This window comes from Pseudomonas sp. H1_D05 (assembly GCF_054682705.1).
In genome coordinates, this window is sequence record NZ_CP162825.1 from 1,858,423 (window position 1) to 1,873,920 (window position 15,498).

Annotated in this window: 13 protein-coding genes and 1 pseudogene; 7 read left to right on the top strand and 7 right to left on the bottom strand. The window is 59.3% G+C overall.

The features are described from left to right. The first annotated feature begins 19 nt into the window (after window positions 1-19). The 3 genes and pseudogenes from dnaN to gyrB all read left to right on the top strand — a co-directional run bounded on the left by dnaN (window position 20) and on the right by gyrB (window position 4,665). Complete coding sequence (gene dnaN / locus AB4O11_RS08515) at window positions 20-1,123, top strand: DNA polymerase III subunit beta (protein WP_007911887.1); 1,104 nt, start codon at window positions 20-22, stop codon at window positions 1,121-1,123. 14 nt (window positions 1,124-1,137) lie between these two features. Next, the gene (gene recF, locus AB4O11_RS08520) at window positions 1,138-2,241 is read left to right on the top strand and encodes a DNA replication/repair protein RecF (RefSeq protein WP_038359568.1); all 1,104 of its coding nucleotides are present in this window, start codon (window positions 1,138-1,140) and stop codon (window positions 2,239-2,241) included. A 5-nt stretch (window positions 2,242-2,246) separates the two neighbouring features. After that, window positions 2,247-4,665, top strand: a pseudogene (gyrB, locus tag AB4O11_RS08525) (DNA topoisomerase (ATP-hydrolyzing) subunit B). Window positions 4,666-4,767: 102 nt separating this feature from the next. On the opposite strand, the gene AB4O11_RS08530 reads toward gyrB, so the two are convergent. Beyond that, complete coding sequence (locus tag AB4O11_RS08530) at window positions 4,768-5,487, bottom strand: response regulator transcription factor (protein WP_099757598.1); 720 nt, start codon at window positions 5,485-5,487, stop codon at window positions 4,768-4,770. 169 nt (window positions 5,488-5,656) lie between these two features. Between AB4O11_RS08530 and AB4O11_RS08535 the strand changes: the two genes are divergently transcribed. Continuing rightward, window positions 5,657-7,189: a sensor histidine kinase gene (locus AB4O11_RS08535; RefSeq protein ID WP_460130458.1), complete on the top strand. Its 1,533-nt coding sequence runs from the start codon at window positions 5,657-5,659 to the stop codon at window positions 7,187-7,189. 168 nt (window positions 7,190-7,357) lie between these two features. On the opposite strand, the gene AB4O11_RS08540 is transcribed toward AB4O11_RS08535, so the two are convergent. The 4 genes from AB4O11_RS08540 to glyQ form a co-directional block, all read right to left on the bottom strand. After that, window positions 7,358-8,137, bottom strand: a complete 780-nt coding sequence (locus tag AB4O11_RS08540; protein ID WP_093429546.1) for a lysophospholipid acyltransferase family protein — start codon at window positions 8,135-8,137, stop codon at window positions 7,358-7,360. Between the two features lie 83 nt (window positions 8,138-8,220). Next, on the bottom strand, window positions 8,221-8,760 hold the full coding sequence (gmhB, locus tag AB4O11_RS08545) for a D-glycero-beta-D-manno-heptose 1,7-bisphosphate 7-phosphatase (protein ID WP_286079738.1): 540 nt from the start codon (window positions 8,758-8,760) through the stop codon (window positions 8,221-8,223). A gap of 4 nt (window positions 8,761-8,764) precedes the next feature. Beyond that, complete coding sequence (gene glyS / locus AB4O11_RS08550; RefSeq protein ID WP_093429544.1) at window positions 8,765-10,819, bottom strand: glycine--tRNA ligase subunit beta; 2,055 nt, start codon at window positions 10,817-10,819, stop codon at window positions 8,765-8,767. Continuing rightward, window positions 10,816-11,769 (bottom strand): glycine--tRNA ligase subunit alpha, encoded by a 954-nt coding sequence (gene glyQ / locus AB4O11_RS08555; RefSeq protein WP_003187265.1) that lies wholly within the window; start codon window positions 11,767-11,769, stop codon window positions 10,816-10,818. Before glyQ ends, glyS begins: the two co-directional genes overlap by 4 nt. 81 nt (window positions 11,770-11,850) lie before the next feature. Here glyQ and AB4O11_RS08560 point away from each other — a divergent pair, with 81 nt between their 5' ends. The 3 genes from AB4O11_RS08560 (at window position 11,851) to AB4O11_RS08570 (ending at window position 13,649) form a co-directional block, all read left to right on the top strand. Further along, a complete protein-coding gene (locus AB4O11_RS08560; protein WP_186620326.1) occupies window positions 11,851-12,408 on the top strand; it encodes a DNA-3-methyladenine glycosylase I in 558 nt (185 codons plus the stop codon). Between the two features lie 40 nt (window positions 12,409-12,448). Beyond that, window positions 12,449-13,336 carry a lysophospholipid acyltransferase gene (locus AB4O11_RS08565; protein WP_093429542.1) on the top strand — a complete coding sequence of 296 codons (888 nt, stop codon included), beginning with the start codon at window positions 12,449-12,451 and terminating at the stop codon, window positions 13,334-13,336. 73 nt (window positions 13,337-13,409) lie between these two features. Then, entirely contained in the window at window positions 13,410-13,649 is a 240-nt protein-coding gene (locus tag AB4O11_RS08570) for a PilZ domain-containing protein (protein WP_093429541.1), read from the top strand. A gap of 1 nt (window position 13,650) precedes the next feature. Here the strand turns inward: AB4O11_RS08570 and AB4O11_RS08575 are convergent, their stop codons facing one another. Together AB4O11_RS08575 and trkA are read right to left on the bottom strand one after the other, a co-directional pair. Next, entirely contained in the window at window positions 13,651-13,965 is a 315-nt protein-coding gene (locus AB4O11_RS08575) for a tetratricopeptide repeat protein (protein WP_460130459.1), read from the bottom strand. Window positions 13,966-14,111: 146 nt separating this feature from the next. After that, window positions 14,112-15,488: a Trk system potassium transporter TrkA gene (gene trkA, locus AB4O11_RS08580; protein ID WP_093429539.1), complete on the bottom strand. Its 1,377-nt coding sequence runs from the start codon at window positions 15,486-15,488 to the stop codon at window positions 14,112-14,114. Window positions 15,489-15,498 lie beyond the last annotated feature (10 nt).

Sequence of the window (15,498 nt, forward strand, 5' to 3'; positions counted from 1 at the left end):
TAAGGCAAGGGACTAGACCATGCATTTCACCATTCAACGCGAAGCCCTGTTGAAACCCCTGCAACTGGTCGCAGGCGTCGTCGAGCGCCGACAGACCTTGCCGGTACTCTCCAACGTGCTGCTGGTTGTCGAAGGCCAGCAACTGTCGCTGACCGGTACCGACCTCGAGGTCGAGCTGGTCGGTCGTGTGCAACTTGAAGAGCCGGCTGAAACAGGTTCCATCACCGTGCCTGCGCGCAAGCTGATGGATATCTGCAAAAGCCTGCCCAACGACGCGCTGATCGACATCAAGGTCGACGAGCAGAAGCTGGTGGTGAAGGCTGGCCGTAGCCGCTTCACCCTGTCGACTCTGCCGGCCAACGATTTCCCGACCGTTGAAGAAGGTCCGGGCTCGCTGACTTGCAGTCTTGAACAAAGCAAACTGCGTCGCCTGATCGAACGCACAAGCTTCGCCATGGCCCAGCAGGACGTGCGTTATTACCTCAATGGCATGCTGCTGGAAGTGTCCGAAGGCATCATCCGCGCTGTGGCCACCGACGGTCACCGTCTGGCCATGTGCTCGATGAAGGCCGATATCGGCCAGCCAGATCGCCATCAGGTGATCGTGCCGCGCAAAGGTATTCTGGAACTGGCGCGTCTGCTCACCGAGCCGGACGGCAATGTCAGCATCGTGCTGGGTCAACATCACATCCGCGCCACCACCGGCGAATTCACCTTCACCTCGAAACTGGTTGACGGCAAGTTCCCGGACTACGAGCGCGTTCTGCCAAAGGGCGGCGACAAGCTGGTATTGGGCGATCGCCAGGCCTTGCGTGAAGCGTTCAGCCGTACCGCGATTCTGTCCAACGAGAAGTACCGTGGTATCCGTCTGCAACTGGCCAGCGGTCAGTTGAAGATCCAGGCCAACAACCCGGAGCAGGAAGAAGCGGAAGAGGAAGTGGGCGTTGAATACAACGGCGGCTCTCTGGAAATCGGCTTCAACGTGAGCTATTTGCTCGACGTGCTGGGCGTGATGACCACCGAGCAGGTTCGTCTGATCCTGTCCGACTCCAACAGCAGTGCATTGGTGCAAGAGTCCGACAACGACGATTCGGCTTACGTTGTCATGCCGATGCGTCTGTAATCAGCTGACCCTGGATGTCCTTAAGTCGTGTTTCGGTCACCGCGGTGCGCAATCTGCACCCGGTGACCTTCTCCCCCTCCCCCCGCATCAACATTCTTTACGGCGCCAACGGCAGCGGCAAAACCAGTGTTCTGGAAGCCATTCATCTGCTGGGGCTTGCCCGTTCGTTTCGTAGCACGCGGCTGTTGCCGGTCATTCAGTACGAGCAACTCGCCTGCACCGTGTTCGGTCAGGTCGAATTGGCTGAGGGTGGGCACAGTGCGTTGGGGATCTCGCGCGATCGTCAGGGCGAGTTCCAGATCCGCATCGACGGCCAGAACGCCCGCAGTGCTGCGCAGCTGGCGGAGATCCTGCCGCTGCAGTTGATCAACCCCGACAGCTTCCGCTTGCTTGAAGGTGCGCCGAAGATTCGTCGACAGTTTCTCGACTGGGGCGTGTTCCACGTCGAGCCGCGCTTTATGGCCACCTGGCAGCGGTTGCAGAAGGCCCTGCGCCAGAGAAACTCTTGGCTGCGACATGGTACACTTGACGCCGTTTCGCAAGCGGTTTGGGACAGGGAACTGTGCCAGGCCAGCGCTGAAATCGATGAATACCGCCGCGCCTACATCAAAGCCTTGAAACCAGTCTTTGAACAAACCTTGAGCGAACTGGTTGAGCTTGAAGGTTTGACGCTCAGCTATTACCGAGGCTGGGACAAAGACCGGGAATTGAGCGCCGTACTGGCTGGATCCGTGCAACGGGATCAGCAAATGGGTCATACCCAGGCCGGACCGCAACGGGCTGATTTGCGTCTTAGATTGGGCGCTCACAACGCCGCGGACATATTGTCCCGGGGTCAGCAGAAGTTAGTGGTCTGTGCACTACGGATTGCCCAAGGGCATTTGGTCAGCCAGGCCCGTCGCGGTCAGTGTATTTATCTGGTGGATGACTTGCCGTCCGAGCTGGACGAGGGCCATCGTCGCGCGCTGTGCCGTTTGCTGGAAGACTTACGCTGCCAGGTGTTCATCACCTGTGTAGATCACGAATTATTGAGGGAAGGCTGGCAGACGGAAACGCCAGTCGCTCTGTTCCACGTGGAACAGGGCCGTATCACCCAGACCCACGACCATCGGGAGTGAAGGCATTGAGCGAAGAAAATACGTACGACTCAACGAGCATTAAAGTGCTGAAAGGCCTGGATGCCGTACGCAAACGTCCCGGTATGTACATTGGTGACACTGACGATGGCAGCGGTCTGCACCACATGGTGTTCGAGGTGGTCGACAACTCGATCGACGAAGCCCTCGCCGGCCACTGCGACGACATCAGCATCATTATCCACCCGGATGAGTCCATCACCGTTAAAGACAACGGCCGTGGCATCCCGGTAGACGTGCACAAAGAGGAAGGCGTTTCCGCCGCCGAGGTCATCATGACCGTCCTCCACGCTGGCGGTAAGTTCGACGACAACTCCTACAAGGTCTCCGGCGGTCTGCACGGCGTAGGTGTATCGGTAGTGAACGCACTGTCCGAAGAACTGGTCCTGACCGTTCGCCGCAGCGGCAAGATCTGGGAACAGACCTACGTCCACGGCGTACCTCAGGCACCGATGGCCATCGTTGGCGACAGCGAAACCACCGGTACCCAGATCCACTTCAAGGCTTCCAGCGAAACCTTCAAGAACATTCACTTCAGCTGGGACATCCTGGCCAAGCGCATTCGTGAACTGTCCTTCCTCAACTCCGGTGTCGGCATCGTCCTCAAGGATGAGCGCAGCGGCAAGGAAGAGCTGTTCAAATACGAAGGTGGCCTGCGTGCGTTCGTTGAATACCTGAACACCAACAAGACTGCGGTCAACCAGGTGTTCCACTTCAACATCCAGCGTGAAGACGGCATCGGCGTGGAAATCGCCCTGCAGTGGAACGACAGCTTCAACGAGAACCTGTTGTGCTTCACCAACAACATTCCGCAGCGCGACGGCGGTACCCACCTGGTGGGCTTCCGCTCGGCCCTGACGCGTAACCTGAACAACTACATCGAGCAGGAAGGTCTGGCGAAGAAGCACAAAGTCGCCACCACCGGCGACGATGCCCGTGAAGGCCTGACCGCGATCATTTCGGTGAAAGTGCCGGATCCGAAGTTCAGCTCGCAGACCAAAGACAAGCTGGTGTCTTCCGAAGTGAAGACTGCGGTCGAGCAGGAGATGGGCAAGTACTTCTCCGACTTCCTCCTGGAAAACCCGAACGAAGCCAAGCTGGTCGTCGGCAAGATGATCGACGCCGCCCGTGCCCGTGAAGCTGCGCGCAAGGCCCGTGAGATGACCCGCCGCAAAGGCGCGCTGGACATTGCCGGTCTGCCAGGCAAGCTCGCTGACTGCCAGGAAAAAGACCCGGCACTCTCCGAACTGTACCTCGTGGAAGGTGACTCCGCGGGCGGCTCTGCCAAGCAGGGACGTAACCGCAAGACCCAGGCGATCCTGCCGTTGAAGGGCAAGATCCTCAACGTCGAGAAAGCGCGTTTCGACAAGATGATCTCTTCCCAGGAAGTGGGCACCTTGATCACCGCGCTGGGCTGCGGCATCGGTCGCGACGAATACAACATCGACAAGCTGCGTTATCACAACATCATCATCATGACCGATGCTGACGTCGACGGTTCGCACATCCGTACCCTGCTGCTGACCTTCTTCTTCCGTCAGTTGCCGGAGCTGATCGAGCGCGGCTACATCTACATCGCCCAGCCGCCGCTGTACAAGGTCAAGAAAGGCAAGCAAGAGCAATACATCAAAGACGACGACGCCATGGAAGAGTACATGACGCAGTCGGCTCTGGAAGATGCCAGCCTGCACCTGAACGAAGAGGCCCCAGTGCATTTCCGGTGAAGCTTTGGAGCGTCTGGTAAACGACTTCCGCATGGTGATGAAGACCCTCAAGCGCCTGTCGCGCCTGTACCCGCAAGAGCTGACCGAGCACTTCATCTACCTGCCGGCCGTGAGCCTGGAAATGCTTGGCGACCACGCCAAGATGCAGGACTGGCTGGCCCAGTACGAAGTCCGTCTGCGCACCGTCGAGAAGTCCGGTCTGGTCTACAAGGCCAGCCTGCGTGAAGACCGTGAACGTGGTGTATGGCTGCCGGAGGTCGAACTGATCTCCCACGGCCTGTCGAACTACGTCACTTTCAACCGCGACTTCTTCGGCAGCAACGACTACAAAACCGTCGTCACCCTTGGCGCTCAACTGAGCACCCTGCTCGACGACGGCGCGTACATCCAGCGTGGCGAGCGCAAGAAGGCAGTCACCGAGTTCAAGGAAGCCCTTGACTGGCTGATGGCGGAAAGCACCAAGCGCCACACCATTCAGCGATACAAAGGTCTGGGCGAAATGAACCCGGATCAGCTGTGGGAAACCACCATGGACCCAAGCGTGCGCCGCATGCTGAAAGTCACCATCGAAGACGCCATTGGCGCAGACCAGATCTTCAACACCCTGATGGGTGATGCGGTCGAACCTCGCCGTGACTTCATCGAGAGCAATGCGCTGGCGGTTTCGAACCTGGATTTCTGATCCATATCAGCTGCAACGAAAAAGGCCAACGCATTGCGTTGGCCTTTTTTTATTTTCCCGGTTTGCCACTGTCAACCATTCCGAGCATGTGCTCGGAATGGCCTACTCGACCGCAGATGCGACACTTTCTAAACGATACCCATACCCATAAATCGTCAGCAACTGCCACCCTCGATCCGCCGTCAGCCCGAGCTTGTTCCGCAACCGGTAGATATGCGTATCCAACGGTCGCGACGACGCCATCTCTTCATGCGGCCAAAACCGCTCATATAGATAATCCCGCGACAACGGCCGGCCCAGATTGCTGAACAGACACCGCGCCAGCCGATATTCACGCTCGGTCATGACGATCGGCTTTCCCTCCCGGGTAACGGTCAGCTCTGCATCATCAAACGTCAGGTCATTGAAGCTCAGCACTTCCGTCGCCGTGCTGCGTGGCTGGCTATGCCGACGTAGTACTGCGGCGACTCGGGCTTTCAGTTCATTGGGGCGGAACGGTTTACTTACATAATCGTCGGCCCCGGCATTCAACGCCTGGACGATATCGCTCTCGCCATCACGACTGGTGAGCATGATCGCCGCAGGCGGTGCTTCCATGTGTTCGCGAGTCCAGCGCAGCAGGGCCAGGCCGGTCAGGTCTGGCAGTTGCCAGTCGAGGATCAACAGGTCGAAGGTTTCCCGGCGCAACTGGCGCAGCAAGTCTTCGCCACGCTCGAAGCTGTGCAGCGACCATGGCTGATCGCCGGCATCGGCCATTTGCTGCAGGGTTTGCTCGACCCGGCGCAGTTCGGCGGGTTCGTCGTCCAGAATCGCAACGCGCATTCGCGGTTATTCCTTGTTGCTGGGGCAGTTGGCGGACAACCATAGTCGCTCGGCCCAAGCTGTGAAAGTAAGCGGCCCGCCGTTGGTCGACGTCCGCTATGATTCTTCGGGTCTACGTCTCAGACCTGTGGCCCATGAAACCATTCACACTGCCCTGCCCTTTTTCCCCATGAACAATCAGCGTCGGCGTGAAAGCCGTGAACCGAGCCAGGTGCAGCGATTGTTTCGACAGTTGGTGCGCGAATGGTTGTGGATAAGTCTAGTGCTGTTGCCGCTGACTGCGCTGCTGTCTTATCGCGCGCAGATTAACCTGCACGATGCGTCTGCCGCCAAAGGCGCCCTGTTGTCGGTCGCCTTGGTGGCCGGCAGTCTTGGGCTGCTGTTGTGGCGCCCGCGCTGGGCGCTCTGGGTCACGTTGATCAGCATGGCGTGCGCGTTGCTGACCAGTGCAGGTTTAGCGGAAACGCGCCGCTGGTGGTCGCCGACGCCAGCCGTGTTGGGGATGTTGTTCGGTTATCTGATCTGGAACTGGCGGCGCCTGAGCGTAGTGCTGACTTATTTCGGCTGGGAGCTGGCACGACTGGACAGCGAGCCGAAGGTTTTCCCCGAACGCCGTCGCTCGCAATTCACCGGTGCTGATCGCTTGCAGGGGCAGATCATGGCGCTGGAACAGGCTATGAGTCGCACCCGTGATACCCGGCGCTTTATTGCCGACGGTCTGGAGTACTTGCCCGTCGCCACACTGATCAGCGATCCCAAAGGCCAGATCCTGCTGGGCAATCGCAAGGCTCGCCAGCTATTCGATCACAATCTGGTGGGGGACGACGTCCTCGATCAACTGGCCAGCCTCGGTTACCCGGAGTTGTCCACAGAGTTGCGCTCGTCACTGTCGGCCATTCCGCTGTTGGAGTTTCGCGATCACAAGGAACGCAGCCTGCGCCTGGAGCGTGCCGCCCTGCTGCCGGTGGACGGAGACACGCCGATTGGTTGGCTGCTCAGCCTCACCGATCTCAGCGCCGAACGTGCCGCCGAGGAACAACGCGGGGTATTGCTGCGCTTTCTTTCCCACGACTTGCGTGCCCCGCATTCGGCGATCCTCGCCCTGCTCGATGTTCACCGCCATCAGGCCGGGGCGGACTCGCCGTTATTCGAACAGATTGAGCGGCAGGTGCGTCGCGCGCTGGATCTCACCGATGGTTTCGTCTTGCTGGCGCGGGCCGAGTCCGAAGCCTATCAGTTCCAGCCGAGCCTGTTCGCTATGTTGGTGCTGGACGTGCTGGATCAGGCGTTGCCCATCGCCCAGCAGAAACGCATCGAACTGCTGCACGACATGGATGAGCAATCCCAGGAGCGCCTGATCATGGCTGACCAGGGATTACTGACGCGTGCGCTGTTCAACCTGCTGGAGAATGCGATCAAGTACAGCCCGGCAGATACCACGATTGAACTACGAGTCAGTTGCCAAGGAGAGTGGCTACGGTGCGAACTGACCGATCAAGGCAAAGGCATCGCCGAACAAGAGTTGCCTGATCTGTTCAGTCAGTACCGACGCTTTTCCTCCGCACAAGGCATCGACGGCGTTGGCCTGGGCTTGTCGATGGTCAAAGCGGTGGTTGATCACCACGGAGGCAAAATCTCGTGCCACAGCATGGTCGATCAAGGCACCACATTTCTGTTCGAATTACCACTGATCGCCGAGTGAACAGGCACAAAAAAACCGGCTATATCAGCCGGTCTTTTTACATCCGAAAAAAACTTATGCACGTTTTACGGTGTTTTATGAGCTTGAGAAATATATAAGTAAATCAATTACTTAATTTCAATATTCAGGCTTTTTCAACAAAACCGTACACAGGTTATCCACAAAATCTCAGACAGCGATCTGATCGCTTGCAGCCGGTGCTTGCGGTGCCGGTGGCAGCGAACCCATTTCCCGTTGAGTCTTCTCGTTCCACGCTTGTACGCGGTCGTTCAGATCAGCAATGGCGCGAGGCCCTGTGCCTTCGGCATACATCGGCTCACCGATGACCACGGTGATCACCCCGGACTTCTTGCCCCAGCCGATTTTCGGCCAGAATTTGCCGGCATTGTGTGCAATCGGCAGGACCGGAAGCGCCGCATTTACCGCCAAAGCGCTACCACTGCGGGAGAACTTGCCGACAGTGCCAAACGGCACGCGTGTGCCTTCAGGAAAGATCAGCACCCAAACGTTGTCCTTGAGCAGCTCGTCACCTTTGGCGGCGACTTGTTTCAGTGCAGCTTTCGGGTTGTCACGGTCAATCGCGATTGGCCGCAGCATGGCCATGGCCCAGCCAAAGAACGGTACATAAAGCAGCTCGCGCTTGAGCACCTGGCTCAACGGCGAAAAATAAGCGGAGAGAAAGAACGTCTCCCAAGTGCTCTGGTGGTTCGACTGAATCACGCAGGGCCGGTCAGGTACGTTTTCCGCGCCTTTGATTTCGTAACGGATACCGAGGAACACCTTGGTCAACCACAAGGCACAGCGGCACCAGTACACGTTGATAAAACGATAGCGCGCCTTGAACGGCAAAAACGGCGCGATAAAAAAACTCAAGCTGCACCACAGCAGGGAGGTGGTGCCCAGCAGCAGGTAAAAGAGAAAAATCCTGATGGCCCGCAGTATCGACATAGTGACGTTTACCGTTACGGGGCAATGCCCGAATGTTCAAGCGCACTCCCGATCAATCCCTGGTCAGGAACTTCAGAAGTACTCTAGTTGTGGATAAGTTCTGCGGCAATCGCCGCCAGATCGTCAAAAATCAGAGTGCCAACCGGCAGGGTTTTGCCCTGAGTCTTTGCGCCCTTTCCGGTCTTTACCAAAACTGGCTGTGAATCGACGGCTTTGGCAGCTTCCAGGTCACCAAGGCTGTCGCCGACGAACCAGACATTGGCCAGCGTCACGCTGTAATGCGCCGCGATGGTTTTCAGCATCCCCGGTTTCGGCTTGCGGCAATCGCAGCCTTCGTCCGGCCCATGCGGGCAATACACGATCAGCCCGACTTCACCGCCCTGCTCCGCCACGAGCGTACGCAGTCGCGCGTGCATGGCATCGAGGGTGGCGAGGTCGTAGTAGCCGCGAGCAATGCCCGACTGGTTGGTGGCGACCGCCACCGTCCAGCCGGCCTTGCTCAACTGCGCAATCGCCTCGATCGAGCCGGGCAGCGGAATCCACTCCGCCACTGACTTGATGTAAGCGTCGGAGTCGTAATTGATCACTCCGTCCCGATCGAGAATCAGCAGTTTCAACAGCAATCCCTCAACCCAGCAGCGAAATGTCGGCAACACCGAGGAACAGACCACGCAGACGCGCCAGCAGCGCGTAACGGTTGGCCCGCACATTGGCGTCGTCGGCATTGACCATCACCGCGTCGAAGAACGCATCGACTGGCTCACGCAATGCTGCCAGGCGTGCCAGCGATTCGTTGTACTGACGCGCTGCCGCCATTGGCTGCACCGCTTGATCCGCTTGCTGGATCGCCGAGTACAGCGAGAACTCGTTGGCGTTGTCGAAGTACTTGGCTTGCACCTCGGTCGGTACCGCGCCTTCGAGTTTGCTCAACAGGTTCGACACACGCTTGTTCACCGCCGCCAGCGCTGCCGCTTCCGGCAGTTTGCGGAAGGCTTGCACTGCTTGCACACGCTGGTCGAAGTCCAGCGCCGAACCCGGCTTCAGGGCACGCACCGACAGGTAAGTGGCGACTTCAACGCCTTCGTCTTCGTAACGCGCACGCAGACGGTCGAAGATGAATTCCAGCACGGACTCGTTGAGGCCGGCAGCCTTGACCTTGGCGCCGAACGCAGTCACGGCGAAAGCCACGGCGTCGTTCAGGTCGAGGTCGAGTTTTTTCTCGATCAGGATGCGCAGCACACCGAGGGCCGCACGGCGCAGGGCATACGGGTCTTTGCTGCCGGTTGGCAGCATGCCGATACCGAAGATACCGACCAGAGTGTCGAGCTTGTCAGCGATCGCGACGGCTGCACCAGTCAGGGTGGCTGGCAGTTCCGCACCGGCACCGCGTGGCATGTACTGCTCGTTGAGCGCCAGCGCGACGTCTTCCGGCTCGCCGTCATTGAGGGCGTAGTAGTAACCAGCGACACCTTGCATCTCCGGGAATTCGCCGACCATTTCGGTGGCCAGGTCACACTTCGACAGCAGACCTGCGCGCGCAGCCCACGAGGCGTTACCACCGATGCGCGCGGCGATGTACGCAGCCAGTTTGGAAACGCGCTCGGCCTTGTCGTAGACGCTGCCGAGTTTTTCCTGGAACACCACGTTCTTCAGGCGATCATTGAAAGCTTCGAGCTTCTGCTTCTTGTCTTGCTTGAAGAAGAACTCGGCGTCGGTCAGACGTGGGCGAACCACTTTCTCGTTACCGGCGATGATCTGCTGCGGGTCTTTGCTTTCGATGTTGGCCACAGTGATGAAACGTGGCAGCAACTTGCCGTCGGCATCCAGCAGGCAGAAGTACTTCTGGTTGTCCTGCATGGTGGTGATCAGGGCTTCTTGCGGCACGTCGAGGAAACGCTCCTCGAACGAGCACACCAGCGGCACCGGCCATTCAACCAGCGCGGTCACTTCGTCGAGCAGTGCCGGCGGAACGATTGCCGTGCCTTCCTGACGGGTGGCCAGCTCTTCGGTGCGCTTGCTGATGATCTCGCGACGCTCGTTGGCGTCGGCCAATACATAAGCGGCACGCAGGTCGGCGAGGTAGCTCGACGGCGAACCGATGCGCACGCTTTCCGGGTGATGGAAGCGGTGACCACGGGAATCACGGCCAGCCTTCTGCGCGAGGATGGTGCAGTCGATGACCTGGTCACCGAGCAGCATCACCAGCCATTGGGTCGGACGAACGAACTCTTCCTTGCGCGCACCCCAACGCATGCGTTTCGGGATCGGCAGGTCGTTCAGCGAGTCTTCGACGATGGTCGGCAGCAGGCTCGCGGTCGGCTTGCCGGCGATGCTCTGGCTGTAACGCAGTTTCGGGCCGCTCTGATCGATTTCGCTCAGATCGACGCCGCACTTCTTGGCGAAGCCCAGTGCTGCTTGCGTTGGATTGCCGTCAGCGTCGAACGCCGCCTGACGTGGCGGGCCGTCGAGGTTGATGCTGCGATCCGGTTGCTGGGTAGCCAGCGCGGTGATCAGCACAGCCAGACGACGCGGTGCGGCGTAGACGGTTTTAGTCTCGTAGCTCAGGCCAGCGGCTTGCAGGCCCTTGTCGATACCGGCGAGGAACGCTTCAGCCAGGGTGTTCAGGGCTTTCGGTGGCAGTTCTTCGGTGCCCAGTTCAACCAGAAAATCTTGCGCACTCATTGTGCTGCCTCCAGCTTGGCCAGTACTTCGTCACGCAGGTCCGGGGTCGCCATCGGGAAGCCCAGCTTGGCGCGCGCCAGCAGGTAGGCTTGCGCAACGGAACGCGCCAGGGTGCGTACGCGCAGAATGTATTGCTGACGCGCGGTCACCGAGATCGCCCGGCGTGCATCCAGCAGGTTGAAGGTGTGCGACGCCTTCAACACCATTTCGTAGCTCGGCAACGGCAGCGGCTGGTCGAGTTCGATCAGGCGTTTGGCTTCGCTTTCATAGAAGTCGAACAGTTCGAACAGCTTGTCGACGTTGGCGTGTTCGAAGTTGTAAGTAGACTGTTCCACTTCGTTCTGGTGGAACACGTCGCCGTAGGTCACCTTGCCAAACGGACCGTCAGCCCAGACCAGGTCGTAGACCGAATCCACGCCTTGCAGGTACATGGCCAGACGCTCGAGACCGTAAGTGATCTCGCCGGTCACCGGGTAGCACTCGATGCCGCCCGCCTGCTGGAAGTAAGTGAACTGAGTCACTTCCATGCCGTTCAGCCAGACTTCCCAGCCCAGACCCCAGGCGCCGAGAGTCGGCGATTCCCAGTTGTCTTCGACGAAGCGAATGTCGTGGACCAGCGGGTCCAGGCCGACATGCTTGAGCGAGCCCAGGTACAGTTCCTGGAAGTTATCCGGGTTCGGCTTCAGGACGACCTGGAACTGATAGTAGTGCTGCAGACGGTTCGGGTTTTCGCCGTAGCGGCCGTCAGTCGGACGGCGGCTTGGCTGCACGTAGGCGGCGTTCCAGGTTTCCGGGCCGATGGCGCGGAGGAAGGTCGCGGTGTGGAAAGTGCCGGCGCCTACTTCCATATCGTAGGGCTGAAGTACCACGCAACCTTGCTCGGCCCAGTATTGCTGGAGCGCGAGGATCAAGTCTTGGAAGGTACGCACGGCTGGCGTAGGCTGGCTCACGAAATTCACCTGTTTCTTGGGCTGCGATTTAAAGAGCGGGAGTATACCCGATTCAGTCGCACCTCCACCCCCTGGAGCCTTATGCCACGCTGCTTTTGGTGTACCGAAGATCCGCTGTACATGGCTTATCACGATCAGGAGTGGGGCACGCCGCTACGCGATGCGCAGGGTTTGTTCGAGTTGCTTTTGCTCGAAGGGTTCCAGGCCGGGCTGTCCTGGATCACCGTGTTGCGCAAGCGCGAGCGTTATCGCGAGGTGTTGTTCGGCTTCGACGTACAGCGCGTGGCGCAGATGAGCGACGCTGAAATCGACGAATTGATGCTCGATCCTGGGATCATCCGCAACCGCCTGAAACTCAACGCCGCCCGGCGTAATGCCCAGGCCTGGCTGGCGCTGGAGGACCCGGTGGCGTTCCTCTGGTCGTTCGTCGGTGACCAACCGATCATCAATCATTTCAAGGATCGCAGCGAAGTCCCGGCGATCACCCCCGAAGCGCTGGCGATGAGCAAAGCCTTGAAAAAGGCCGGATTCACGTTCGTCGGCCCGACCATTTGCTACGCACTGATGCAGGCCTCGGGCATGGTCATGGACCACACTCAGGACTGCGACCGCTACGCGCAGCTCGTCAACGCCGGTTAGAATGGCCGCCTCGCGCACCGCACAAGATCAGGAGTGACCTGTGGAAAAGTTTAAAGGCGCCTTGCTGGTAGGCGCTCTGCGGCTGTTTGCCCTGCTGCCATGGCGGGCCGTGCAGGCCGTAGGTTCGGCGATTGGCTGGATCATGTGGAAAACCCCCAACCGTTCCCGCGAAGTGGTGCGGATCAACCTTGCGAAATGTTTTCCACAGATGGATGCCGCCGAACGTGAACGTCTGGTCGGCCAAAGCCTGAAAGACATCGGCAAGTCGCTGACCGAAAGCGCCTGCGCGTGGATCTGGCCGGCGCAGCGCTCGATCGATCTGGTGCGCGAAGTCGAAGGTCTCGACATCCTCAAGAATGCCTTGGCCTCGGGCAAAGGCGTGGTCGGCATCACCAGCCATTTAGGCAATTGGGAAGTGCTCAATCACTTCTATTGCAGCCAGTGCAAACCGATCATTTTCTACCGTCCGCCGAAGCTCAAAGCTGTGGACGAATTGCTGCGCAAACAGCGCGTGCAATTGGGCAACAAAGTCGCTGCTTCCACCAAGGAAGGCATCCTCAGTGTGATCAAGGAAGTGCGCAAAGGTGGTGCAGTGGGCATTCCTGCTGACCCGGAACCGGCCGAATCCGCCGGGATCTTCGTGCCGTTCTTCGCCACTCAAGCGCTGACCAGCAAATTCGTGCCGAACATGCTCGCCGGTGGCAAAGCCGTCGGTGTGTTCCTGCATGCGCTGCGCCTGCCCGACGGTTCCGGCTACAAAGTGATCCTCGAAGCTGCGCCAGAAGCCATGTACAGCACCGATACCGCCGAATCCTGCGCCGCGATGAGTAAAGTCGTCGAGCGTTACGTCGCCGCGTACCCGAGCCAGTACATGTGGAGCATGAAGCGCTTCAAGAAGCGTCCGCCGGGCGAAGAGCGCTGGTACTGAGCTGATTGGCATGATCTGTGGATAACCTCACTGGCGAGGTTATCCACAACCGTTCATCAAAGGGCGCAACAAGATGTCCGAACAACGCAAATCCTTCCGCATCAAGATTACCCACGACAGCTTTGGCGAATGCCTCGGGCAGACGCGCAACCTCTCGCCTACCGGGGTGTTTGTGCAGCATCCGGTTTTGGCTACTTTGCCCAAAGGCGCAGTGGTTTACGGCGAGGTGCAGGGTTTACCCACAGGCGCGCCGCGGGTGCGGATGGAAGTGGTGACGGTAGATGCCGACGGGATCGGTCTTCGCTACCTTTGACTTATAGCGCCTGACGATCAAGCTTCTTCAGAAACACCATCATTTCCTTCTCGGCCTGCTTGTCGCCATGGGCGCGGGCCGCTTCCAGACCTTGTTCCCACGCCTGACGTGCGGCGGCGTGATCGCCCAGCGCCAGATGCGCCTTGCCCAACAGCTTCCAGGCTGCCGAATATTTCGGATCGAAGCCGACACAACGTTCAAAGTGCTCGGCGGCCTTGGCGTTTTCACCCAGATCCAGATAACCCTTGCCCAGGCCGAAGCGCAGCAGGGAGTTATCCACACCCTTGGCGAGCATTTTTTCCAGGGATTCGAGCATCGGTGGATTCCTTTCTTGGGACTGTCAGGCGTTGATGGGGCTTAGTGAGACCGCCTTCGCGAGCAGGCTCGCTCCCACAGGGGAAACGCATTCCAGATGTGGGAGCGAGCCTGCTCGCGAAGGCGCCAGTGCCGTCAGCGCAAACCTCAAAAGAAGCTCAACCCCACATGAAACAGCTTCTCCACATCGCGAATATGCTTTTTATCCACAAGGAACAGGATCACATGGTCGCCCGCTTCGATTACCGTGTCGTCGTGGGCGATGATCACTTGCTCGTTGCGAATGACCGCGCCAATGGTGGTGCCGGGCGGCAGGCCAATCTTCTCGATGGGCTTGCCGATGACCTTGCTCGACTTCGCATCACCGTGGGCAATCGCCTCGATGGCTTCTGCCGCACCGCGGCGCAGTGAGTGCACACTGACGATATCGCCACGACGCACGTGCGCCAGCAAGGTGCCGATGGTCGCCAGTTGCGGGCTGATGGCGATGTCGATATCGCCGCCCTGAATCAGATCGACGTAGGCCGGGTTGTTGATGATCGTCATGACCTTCTTCGCCCCCAGCCGTTTGGCCAGCAGCGACGACATGATGTTGGCTTCGTCATCGTTGGTGAGGGCGAGGAAGATATCGGCGTCGGCAATGTTCTCCTCCATCAGTAAATCACGATCTGATGCACTGCCCTGCAGCACCACGGTGCTGTCGAGGGTGTCGGAGAGATAACGGCAACGCGCCGGATTCATCTCGATGATCTTCACCTGATAACGGCTTTCGATGGCCTCGGCCAGACGTTCACCGATCTGCCCGCCACCGGCAATGACGATGCGTTTGTAGGTTTCGTCGAGGCGGCGCATTTCGCTCATCACCGCGCGAATATTCTCACGGGCGGCGATGAAAAAGACTTCGTCATCCGCCTCGATCACCGTATCGCCCTGGGGCAGGATCGGCCGGTCACGGCGGAAAATTGCGGCGACGCGAGTCTCGACATTCGGCATGTGCTCACGCAACTGCCGCAGTTGCTGACCCACCAGCGGCCCGCCGTAATAGGCGCGCACCGCTACCAGTTGCGCTGCACCCTCGGCGAAGTCGATCACCTGCAAGGCGCCCGGATGCTGGATCAGGCGCTTGATGTAGTTGGTCACCACCTGCTCGGGGCTGATCAGCACGTCGACCGGAATCGCTTCGTTCTGAAACAGTTGCTCCTCGCGATTGAGGTAGGACGCTTCGCGCACCCGGGCGATCTTGGTCGGGGTGTGGAACAGCGTGTGGGCGACCTGGCAGGCGACCATGTTGGTTTCGTCGCTGTTGGTCACCGCCACCAGCATGTCCGCGTCGTCGGCGCCGGCCTGACGCAGCACCGACGGCAGCGAGCCCCGGCCCTGCACGGTGCGGATGTCGAGGCGGTCGCCGAGGTCGCGCAGGCGCTCACCGTCGGTGTCGACTACCGTAATATCGTTGGCCTCGCTGGCCAGATGTTCTGCCAGCGAACCGCCGACCTGTCCTGCACCGAGGATGATGATTTTCATCCAGTCACTC

What these genes read in the sequence shown, in the direction of transcription:
- recF (WP_038359568.1), top strand. Translation starts at nt 1,138, where the DNA reads ATGTCCTTAAGTCGTGTTTCGGTCACCGCGGTGCGCAATCTGCACCCG.
- AB4O11_RS08530 (WP_099757598.1), bottom strand. Translation starts at nt 5,487, where the DNA reads ATGCGCGTTGCGATTCTGGACGACGAACCCGCCGAACTGCGCCGGGTC.
- glyS (WP_093429544.1), bottom strand. Translation starts at nt 10,819, where the DNA reads ATGAGTGCGCAAGATTTTCTGGTTGAACTGGGCACCGAAGAACTGCCA.
- trkA (WP_093429539.1), bottom strand. Translation starts at nt 15,488, where the DNA reads ATGAAAATCATCATCCTCGGTGCAGGACAGGTCGGCGGTTCGCTGGCA.
- dnaN (WP_007911887.1), top strand. Translation starts at nt 20, where the DNA reads ATGCATTTCACCATTCAACGCGAAGCCCTGTTGAAACCCCTGCAACTG.
- AB4O11_RS08535 (WP_460130458.1), top strand. Translation starts at nt 5,657, where the DNA reads ATGAACAATCAGCGTCGGCGTGAAAGCCGTGAACCGAGCCAGGTGCAG.
- AB4O11_RS08570 (WP_093429541.1), top strand. Translation starts at nt 13,410, where the DNA reads ATGTCCGAACAACGCAAATCCTTCCGCATCAAGATTACCCACGACAGC.
- AB4O11_RS08540 (WP_093429546.1), bottom strand. Translation starts at nt 8,137, where the DNA reads ATGTCGATACTGCGGGCCATCAGGATTTTTCTCTTTTACCTGCTGCTG.
- AB4O11_RS08560 (WP_186620326.1), top strand. Translation starts at nt 11,851, where the DNA reads ATGCCACGCTGCTTTTGGTGTACCGAAGATCCGCTGTACATGGCTTAT.
- AB4O11_RS08575 (WP_460130459.1), bottom strand. Translation starts at nt 13,965, where the DNA reads ATGCTCGAATCCCTGGAAAAAATGCTCGCCAAGGGTGTGGATAACTCC.